Here is an 8452-nt window from a genome sequence, read left to right on the forward strand (position 1 = left end):
TCATGCGATCCGAGACGCCTATCGCCGATATCTGCCTGCTGCTCGAGGGCACCTGGCCCTATGTGCGGGGTGGCGTGTCCAGCTGGGTGAACCAGCTGATCCTGGGGCTGCCGGACTTTACCTTCTCGGTGGTTTTCATCGGCGGGCAGCGTGAGGCGTACGGGGAACGGCAGTACCGGATTCCGGCCAACGTCGTGCATATCGAGGAGCACTTCCTGGAAAGCGCCTGGCGTCCGGTCGAGGCGCTCGGCCGGGTCGGGCACGAAGGCGCGGCAGAGACCATGCGGCAGATGCACCGCTATCTCCACGACCCGGGCACCCCGGACGAAGCGCTTGGCGAAGGCCTGCTCGACACCCTGGCTTCCGGTCGATTGTGTCTTGAGGATGTGCTGCGCAGCCGATCGAGCTGGGAGGCGATCACCGAGGGTTACACCCGGCATTGCAGCGATCCCTCGTTCGTCAATTATTTTTGGACACTGCGCACCATGCACGCGCCGCTCGTCATGCTCTCGCAGGTCGCGGCCCGGCTACCCAGGGCGCGGGCCCTGCACTCGATCTCGACCGGATATGCGGGGCTGCTGGGGGCCGTGCTGCAGCGCCGCTGGCAGTGTGCGTACCTGCTCAGCGAACACGGTATCTACACTAAGGAACGCAAGATCGATCTGGCCCAGGCCAGCTGGATATCCGAAGGCCCGGACGAGGCCTTGCGTACCGGCCTGGACACCGAATTCAGTTATATCCGCAACCTGTGGATCCGCTTTTTCGAGCGCATCGGCCTGCTGACCTACCGCGCGGCAGACCCGATCATCTCGCTTTACGCGGGCAACCGGCAGCGCCAGATCGCGGATGGCGCGCCCCCCTCGCGTACCCGCGTGATCCCGAACGGCATCGCTATGGCCGCCTGGGCCGATGCCCTGCAGCGCCGCCCAGCGGGGATCGCGCCAGTGGTCGGGCTCGTCGGTCGCGTGGTCCCGATCAAGGACGTGAAGACCTTCATCCGGGCGATGCGTGGCGTGGTCAGTGCCATACCGGAGGCCGAGGGTTGGGTGGTCGGGCCCGAGGAAGAGGATCAAGCCTATGCGACCGAATGCCGAAGTCTGGTCGCCAGCCTCGGATTGGAAGGCAAGGTGAAGTTCCTCGGGTTCCGGCAGATCCACGAGCTGTTGCCCAACCTCGGCCTCATGGTGCTGACCTCAATCAGCGAGGCCCAGCCCTTGGTGATCCTCGAAGCCTGGGCAGCGGGAACACCTGTGGTCAGCAGCGATGTCGGTTCCTGCCGGGAACTGATCGAAGGGGCAGCGGACGAGTCGCCACCGCTGGGTTGCGCCGGTGAGGTGGTCGCCATTGCCGACCCTCAGGCGACGGCCAGAGCGATCATCGGCCTGCTCAGCAACCCCGAGCGCTGGCGGGCGGCCCAGGCGGTGGGACTCGAACGGGTGAATCGCTATTACACCGAGGTCCTGATGCTCGATCGTTATCGCAATCTCTATCGCAACGCCACGGGGAGGCGCTGACATGGCCGGTATCGGTTTCGAGCTGCGCAAAATCCTGTCGCGCGATTCCTATACGGCTACGCTCCGCGCCTATGTCTATGCCGGCTTGATCAGTTCGGGCCCGTGGGTGCTGTCGATCATCAGCGTGATGCTGATCGGGGTGATGAGTCTTGGAGTGGTCGTGCCGGAGCTGCTGGTGCGCCAGTTCCTGGTCAGCGTGACCTACCTGATGGCCGCTTCGCTGATCATTACCGGTGGCGCTCAGCTGTTCTTCACCCGGTTCATTTCGGATCGGCTGTTCGAGAAGCGACAGGACTGCATCCTGCCGAACCTGGTCGGCATCCTGCTGATGGTCACGGTGGCTTCGGGTGTGCTGGGTTTCGTCTTGCTGAGCCTGGTGTTCGATCAACCGTTCGGATACCGGCTGTTGATGCTGGCCAACTTCGTCGTGCTGTGCAACCTGTGGCTGACCATCATTTTTCTGTCGGGCATGAAGGCCTACAACCGCATTCTGTTGATCATGGTCATCGGCTATTCGCTGATGGTGCTGTGCGCCTATCTGCTCCGGTTCTTGAAGCTCGAAGGGCTGCTCCTCGGCCTGCTGATCGGGCATGCGAGCCTGTTCTTCATGTTCCTGTTCGACATTCTTCGGGAGTACCCGGCCCGGCGGCTGGTGGCGTTCGATTTCCTCGAGCGCCGGCAGGTTTTCCTGAGCCTGCTGGTCACAGGGCTGTGCTACAACCTGGGAATCTGGATCGACAAGATCCTGTTCTGGTTCAACCCCAGCACGTCGAGTCAGGTGATCGGGCCGTTGCGTGCTTCGATGCTCTACGACCTGCCGATCTTTCTGGCCTACCTGGCGATCATCCCAGGCATGGCGGTGTTCCTCGTGCGCATCGAGACGGACTTCGCGGAGTGGTATGAGCGGCTCTTCTCGGCCATTCGCGGGGGCGAGACGCTGCAGCACATCGGCCAGCTCAAGCAGCAGATGATCCTGGCGGTGCGTCAGGGGTTGCTGGAAATCTGCAAGGTCCAGGGCCTGACCGTCGTGCTGCTGTTTCTCGTTGCACCCGACCTGCTCGCCTGGTTGGGGATTTCGGCCTATTACCTGCCGCTGTTCTACGTCGACCTGATCGGCGTGAGCATTCAGGTCGTGTTCATGGCGCTGCTGAACGTCTTTTTCTACTTGGACAAGCGCCGGATCGTGCTGGAGCTGTGCCTGATCTTCGTGCTGCTCAATGCGATGTTGACGGTGATCAGCCAGCACATGGGCCCGAGCTTCTTCGGCTATGGTTTTACGCTGTCGGTGCTGGCGTGTGTTCTGCTGGGGCTGGTTCGCCTGTCCAGCAGTCTCGAGGATCTGGAATACGAAACCTTCATGCTGGGCCGCTGAAACTAGGCGCCCAACCATTGCGGAATACGCCGCTCCAGGTAGTAGCCGGGTTTGAGTGGAGAGCCCTCCACAAAACCGACATGGCCCCCGTTGGGGTGCAGTTCCAGGGTCGTGGTCGCAGACAGCTCGCCTGGTTCCGGCACGCTGTGGCGGAACACGAAGGGATCATCCTCGGCCTGGATCAGCAGGGTTGGCGTCGTGATCGTCGGCAGGTAGTAGCGGCTGGAGGCACGGCGGTAATAGTCCTGGGCGTCGCTGTAGCCGTGCAGCGGCGCGGTGAAGCGGCCGTCGAAATCCCAGAAGGTACGCATGCCGTGCAGTGGTCCGAGGCTCTGCAGGGCACCGAGGTGGTCGAGCAGCCCCTCGCGCTGGAAGCGCTGCTGTTTGTCCCTCACGTAGGCGACCATCGCCTTCATGAAATGCGCCTGGTAGACGCGGGAGAAGCCGAGGCCGATGCGATCGGCACATTGGTCCAGGCGGAACGGCACGGACACCGCCACGGCCTTGCGCAGCGGGCAACTGGCTGCCATTTCGCCCATGTACTTGAGCAGTACGTTGCCGCCCAGCGAGTAGCCGACCGCATGCAGCGGCGCCATGGGCCGGCAGGCCTGCAGATGCCCGATCACTTCGGCGAGATCATCGCTGGCGCCGGAATGATAGGCGCGCGGCAGCAGGTTCGGTTCGCCCGAGCAGCCGCGCCAGTTGATCGCGACGCTCGCCCAGCCCTGCGCGCTCAGTTGTTGCTGCAGACCGAGCACGTAAAGCGAATTCGACGAGCCGGTCAGCCCGTGTAGCACCAGAACCAGCGGCGCTGTTGCTTCATGCGGGCCGTGCCAGTCCAGGTCGATGAAATCGCCATCGGCCAGCCACAGCCGCTCACGCCAGCGTTCGAGGCGCGGCGCCTTGCGAAAGAATGCGTTCCACAGGGTCTGCAGGTGCGGCCCGGGAAGCCACCAGGCGGGTTGGAAGGATTCGGACACGGTTGCTCGGGTTCCTCGTTTGCTCCGACGTTAGAGCCTCGGCGGCGGGAAGAAAAGCACGATGCAGGCGTTGAATGATGCTGGCCGCCTGGCGACTTATGTCTTTGGGGATATGGTCAGCGCCGCCTAAGGGGGGGAGAGTGACGCGATAGTCTTATCCGGAACCCTGCCCATGACGCTTACCCCCTTCGATCAACTGCTGGCTGCCGCGCGCCATGAGCGCGAGCCCCAGCGCCTGCTGTTCGTCTTCGTCAGCGCCGAACTGCCCGAGGATGCCACCGAGGCCGAGCGCCAGCGCTTCGAGGAAAACGCCGGCGGCTCGCTGAAACCGGTGCTCTGCGTCGACAAGCTGCCCGAGGAACTGAGCGACTTCGCCGCGCTGCGTGAAGAGTCCGAGCGCACGGGCGTGGCCTGGGATCTGCTGTTCGCCGCGGCGCTGCCCGGCCAGGCCGGCATCACGCCGAACGCCGACGAGGCCGAGCAGCCACTGAAGATGATGGTCAGCGCCATCGAGACCGGCAACGTCGGCCGCTTCCTGGCCTTCGATCGCAACGGTCAGACCGTCGACTTCTACTGAAGTCGCCGACTTCAAGCGGCGGGTGCGTGGCGCTCCCAGAGCGCGTAGTGCACCTTGCCGGCCTGCTTCTCCCGATGCAGTCGCCAGTTCCCCGGCAGGCCGAGGCTGGACGGCAGTGCCTCGCTTTCGGTGTAGACCCAGGCGTGCTCGGCCAGCCAACCCTTTGTCTCCAGCAGCTCGCAGGCCGGTTGCAACAGATTCTTGTTGAACGGCGGGTCGAGGAATACCAGGTCGAAGGCGGTCGGCGTCTGGGTTTCCAGGTAGCGCAGGGCATCGCTCTGCAGTAGCTGGCCGTGGCCGCAGTTCAGCGTGTCCAGATGCTTGCGCAGGCTGGCGATGGCGTTGGCGTTCACGTCCAGCGCCAGGGCCATGCTGGCGCCGCGCGACAGGGCTTCCAGATAGATCGCGCCGCTGCCGGTGAACGGATCGAGCACCCGCGCGCCGGATAGGTAGGGTGCCAGCCAGTTGAACAGGGTTTCGCGCACCCGGTCCGGCGTGGGGCGCAGGCCTTCGGCATCGGGGAAGCTGAAGCGGCGCGAGCGCCACTCGCCGCCGATGATGCGCAACTGGCCCTGGCCGCCGTGGGCGCTGGGGCGAATGGGTGGATTGGCCATCAGTGCTCCGGAACGCCGCTGGGCTGTTCGGCTGGTTTATCGGTGGGCGGCGGCAGCGGTTGCTGCTCGACGCTGGGGCCGGCAGTGACGATGACGAAGGCGTCTTGCTGCAGATGCTTGTTCATCGCTGTCTTGACCTGTTCGACTGTCAGCGCCTGCACCTCGCCCATGAAATCCTCCAGGTAGGTCAGCGGCAGGTCGTAGAAGCCGATGCTGCCCAGCTGACCGACGATGTCGGCATTGCTTGCGGTAGACAGCGGAAAACTGCCGGCGATCTCGCGCTTGCTGCGCTCCAGCTCGGCCTCGGTCGGCCCTTCGGCGAGATAGTCGCGGACCAGCTGCTGCACCAGATCCAGTGCGCCATCGGTGAGTTCGGCGCGGGTCTGCATGCTGATCATGAACGGCCCTTCGGCACGCATCGGGCTGAAGCCGGAATAGATGCCGTAGGTCAGGCCGCGCTTTTCGCGCACTTCTTCCATCAGCCGCGTGCCGAAACCGCCGCCGCCGAGGATTTGGTTGCCCAGATAGAGCGCCGCATAGTCCGGATGGCCACGAGGGATGCCGAGCTGGGCCAGCATCAGATGGCTCTGGTTGGAGGGGAAGTCGATGTGGTGCTTGCCGGCAACCGGAGCCTCGGGTGTCGGCGTCGTTGGCAGCGCCGGGCCTTCCGGCAGGGCGGCCGAGACGCCGGCTGCCAGGGCTTCGGCCTCTTCGAGGGAGAGGTCGCCGACCAGCGCGATCACCGCATTGCCTGCCGCATAGGCGCGGGCGTGGAAGTCGCGCAGCTGCTCGACGCTGATTGCCGGCACCGACTCGGGGGTGCCTTCGCTGGGGTGGGCATAGGGGTGATCGCCATAGAGCTGCTCGAACAGCTCGAGGCTGGCGAGCTTGCCGGGGTTCTGCTTCTGGAATTCGAAGCCGGCCAGCAGCTGATTCTTGATCCGTTGCAGCGAGTCCTCGGGGAAGCTCGGTTGGCCGATGACCTGATTGAACAGCGCCAGGGCCGGCTCGCGCTTGTCCGGCGCACTGAGGCTGCGCAGGCTGACCACTGCCATGTCGCGGTAGGAACCGTTGCCGAAATCCGCGCCGAGGCCTTCGAAGCCGCGGGCGATGGCGCCGACGTCCTTGCCCTCGACACCCTCGTTGAGCATGGCGTTGGTCAGCAGTGCCAGGCCGGGTACGTCGCCGTCCTGGCTGCTGCCGGCGGAGAAGGTCAGGCGCAGGTCGAACATCGGCAGCTCGCGGGCTTCGACGAACAGTACCTTGGCGCCTTCGGCGGTCTGCCAGCTCTGGATGTCCAGCTTGCGCCGGGCCAGGGGTTGATCGCCCAGCTCGGCGAGCGACTCCAGACGAGGTTTTTCCGGCGTTGCGGTCGGCACGGCAGGCTGGGTCGCCTCGCGGGCGACATCCTGCTTCGCCGGCTCGCCGGGTTGTGGCAGGGCGGTGGAGCCTTCATCGCAGCCCGCCAGGCCGAAACCGGCTGCCAGCAGCAGGCCGAACAGGCCGTTGCGCAGCGCTTTGCAATCACTCATCACGGGCTTCCTCGGGCAGAACATGGGCGACGCTCAGGCGGGAGCGGGTGAAATAGGTGCTGGCGGCCTGCTGGATGTCCTCGGGCGTGACCGCTTCCAGCGCGCTCAGCTCCTCGTCCATCAGGCGCCAGGACAGGCCGACGGTTTCCAGCTTGCCGATGGTGGTGGCCTGCTGGGTGATGGAGTCGCGCTCGTAGACCAGGCCGGCGATGACCTGCGCACGCACGCGCTCGAGTTCGTCCGCCGATGGCGGTGTCTGCTTGAGCGCATCGAGTTCCTGCCAGAGGCCGGCTTCGACTTCTTCCAGCGTGCGGCCCTTCTGCATGTTCGGCGCGGCGCTGAGGACGAACAGGCTGTCGCCGCGGGCATAGGCGTCGTACCAGGCCGAAGCGCTGGTCACCAGTTCTTCACCGCGCTCCAGCCGCTCCGGCAGGCGCGCGCTGTAGCCGCCGTCGAGCAGGGCGGAAATCAACCGCAGCGCGTGCACCTGGCGGGCGTTCTCCTCGGTCGCCAGGCTCGGCGTATTGAAGGCCATCATCAGCGTCGGCAGCTGGGTCTTCACGTGCAGCTGGAGGCGCCGCTCGCCCGGCTCGGCCAGTTCCAGTGGCCGCTTGGCTGCTGGCACTTCGCGTTTCTCGATGTCGCCGAAGAAGCGCTCGGCCAGTCCGCGGACCTCATCGGCGGTCACGTCGCCGACCACCACAAGGGTAGCGTTGTTCGGCGCGTACCACTGCTCGTACCAGGCGCGCAGCTCGTCGGCCCGCATGCGGTTGAGGTCGGCCATCCAGCCGATGGTCGGGTTGCGATAGCCGCTGGCGGGGTAGGCGATGGTCTTGAAGCGCTCGTAGGCCAGCGAGCTCGGCTTGTCATCGGTGCGCAGGCGGCGCTCTTCCTTGATCACTTCGATCTCGCGGGCGAACTCGTCTGGCGGCAGCTTGAGGCTGGCCAGGCGATCGGCTTCGAGCTCGAACGCAACGGCCAGGCGGTCACGTGCCAGGACCTGGTAATAGGCGGTGTAGTCGTCGCTGGTGAAGGCGTTCTCCTCGGCGCCCAGCTCACGCAGGATGCGCGAGGCTTCGCCGGCATCGAGCTTGCGGCTGCCCTTGAACATCATGTGTTCCAGCGCGTGGGAGAGGCCGGTCTGGCCAGCCGTCTCGTAGCTGGAGCCAACCTTGTACCAGAGCTGGGATACCACTACCGGCGCACGATGATCCTCGCGCACGATCACTTTCAGGCCGTTGTCGAGGAAGAACTCGTGGGTGGGCTGGCTGTCTGCTGCTGCCAGCAGGGGCAGATAGAGCGCTCCGAGCAGCAGGGCGGCGGCGCGGCGTAACATCAGAGGCATAGTCGGGACTCGTCCAGTTGGTGTCCGCCACGGCAGACTGGCAGGGCGGCAACACGGCAGCCATGGTACTGGTGCGTGCGAATCAGGCAAAGCCGGGATATCCGCAGCCGAACCGGCCCTGATGCCGGAACCCGTGCTTAGCGCACCCGCTTTGCGAGGTGCTAGGATAGAGCCCGTTTGGCCGGCAGCGTGGCTGCCGGCGTATCGCATCCTTGAGAATACCTTCTCCATGTTTGGTTCCAACGACGACAAGAAGACACCGGCCGAGCCCGGCGAAAAGAAAGGCCTGTTCGGCTGGCTGCGCAAGAAACCGCAGCAGCCGGTGGCCGAGCAGCCTGCCGCCGAACCGCAGGAAGACAGCCTGCCGCACGCCGAGCAGCCTGAGGCCGAGAGCGAGCAACCGGCAATCACCACCTCCGGGCTATTGCCCGAACCGCCCGTCGAAGCCGAAATACTCCCAGAGCCAGAGCCAGAGCCAGAGCCAGAGCCAGAGCCAGAGCCAGAGCCAGAGCCAGAGC

Annotated in this window: 7 protein-coding genes and 1 pseudogene; 4 read left to right on the forward strand and 4 right to left on the reverse strand. The window is 65.0% G+C overall.

What is annotated here, in order from left to right; genetic code table 11:
• Positions 1-2 precede the first annotated feature (2 nt).
• A complete protein-coding gene (gene pelF / locus RT582_RS02675; protein WP_125876146.1) occupies positions 3-1514 on the forward strand; it encodes a GT4 family glycosyltransferase PelF in 1512 nt (503 codons plus the stop codon).
• Position 1515: 1 nt separating this feature from the next.
• Positions 1516-2886, forward strand: a complete 1371-nt coding sequence (gene pelG, locus RT582_RS02680; RefSeq protein WP_125875999.1) for an exopolysaccharide Pel transporter PelG — start codon at positions 1516-1518, stop codon at positions 2884-2886.
• A 2-nt stretch (positions 2887-2888) separates the two neighbouring features.
• Here the strand turns inward: pelG and RT582_RS02685 are convergent, their stop codons facing one another.
• Positions 2889-3866 (reverse strand): hydrolase, encoded by a 978-nt coding sequence (locus RT582_RS02685; RefSeq protein ID WP_313476479.1) that lies wholly within the window; start codon positions 3864-3866, stop codon positions 2889-2891.
• 172 nt (positions 3867-4038) lie between these two features.
• On the opposite strand from RT582_RS02685, the gene RT582_RS02690 reads away from it, so the two are divergent.
• A complete protein-coding gene (locus tag RT582_RS02690; RefSeq protein WP_023446896.1) occupies positions 4039-4443 on the forward strand; it encodes a hypothetical protein in 405 nt (134 codons plus the stop codon).
• An 11-nt stretch (positions 4444-4454) separates the two neighbouring features.
• On the opposite strand, the gene rsmD is transcribed toward RT582_RS02690, so the two are convergent.
• Genes rsmD through RT582_RS02705 form a run of 3 tightly spaced genes read right to left on the reverse strand, consistent with a single transcriptional unit; the run spans position 4455 to position 7934 of the window.
• Complete coding sequence (gene rsmD, locus RT582_RS02695) at positions 4455-5057, reverse strand: 16S rRNA (guanine(966)-N(2))-methyltransferase RsmD (protein WP_042927083.1); 603 nt, start codon at positions 5055-5057, stop codon at positions 4455-4457.
• A complete protein-coding gene (locus RT582_RS02700; protein ID WP_313476482.1) occupies positions 5057-6589 on the reverse strand; it encodes a M16 family metallopeptidase in 1533 nt (510 codons plus the stop codon). Before RT582_RS02700 ends, rsmD begins: the two co-directional genes overlap by 1 nt.
• Positions 6582-7934: a M16 family metallopeptidase gene (locus RT582_RS02705; protein WP_041015103.1), complete on the reverse strand. Its 1353-nt coding sequence runs from the start codon at positions 7932-7934 to the stop codon at positions 6582-6584. The genes RT582_RS02700 and RT582_RS02705 overlap by 8 nt, the downstream gene beginning before the upstream one ends.
• A 229-nt stretch (positions 7935-8163) precedes the next feature.
• On the opposite strand from RT582_RS02705, the pseudogene RT582_RS02710 reads away from it, so the two are divergent.
• Positions 8164-8452: pseudogene (locus tag RT582_RS02710) on the forward strand (signal recognition particle-docking protein FtsY); the annotation flags it as partial.

This window comes from Stutzerimonas kunmingensis (genome assembly GCF_032106285.1).
Classification (GTDB): domain Bacteria; phylum Pseudomonadota; class Gammaproteobacteria; order Pseudomonadales; family Pseudomonadaceae; genus Stutzerimonas; species Stutzerimonas kunmingensis_B.

Bases quoted from the DNA above. Each gene is read 5' to 3' on its own strand.
- RT582_RS02690 (WP_023446896.1), top strand. From the start codon at position 4,039: ATGACGCTTACCCCCTTCGATCAACTGCTGGCTGCCGCGCGCCATGAG.
- RT582_RS02705 (WP_041015103.1), bottom strand. From the start codon at position 7,934: ATGCCTCTGATGTTACGCCGCGCCGCCGCCCTGCTGCTCGGAGCGCTC.
- rsmD (WP_042927083.1), bottom strand. From the start codon at position 5,057: ATGGCCAATCCACCCATTCGCCCCAGCGCCCACGGCGGCCAGGGCCAG.
- pelG (WP_125875999.1), top strand. From the start codon at position 1,516: ATGGCCGGTATCGGTTTCGAGCTGCGCAAAATCCTGTCGCGCGATTCC.
- RT582_RS02700 (WP_313476482.1), bottom strand. From the start codon at position 6,589: ATGAGTGATTGCAAAGCGCTGCGCAACGGCCTGTTCGGCCTGCTGCTG.
- pelF (WP_125876146.1), top strand. From the start codon at position 3: ATGCGATCCGAGACGCCTATCGCCGATATCTGCCTGCTGCTCGAGGGC.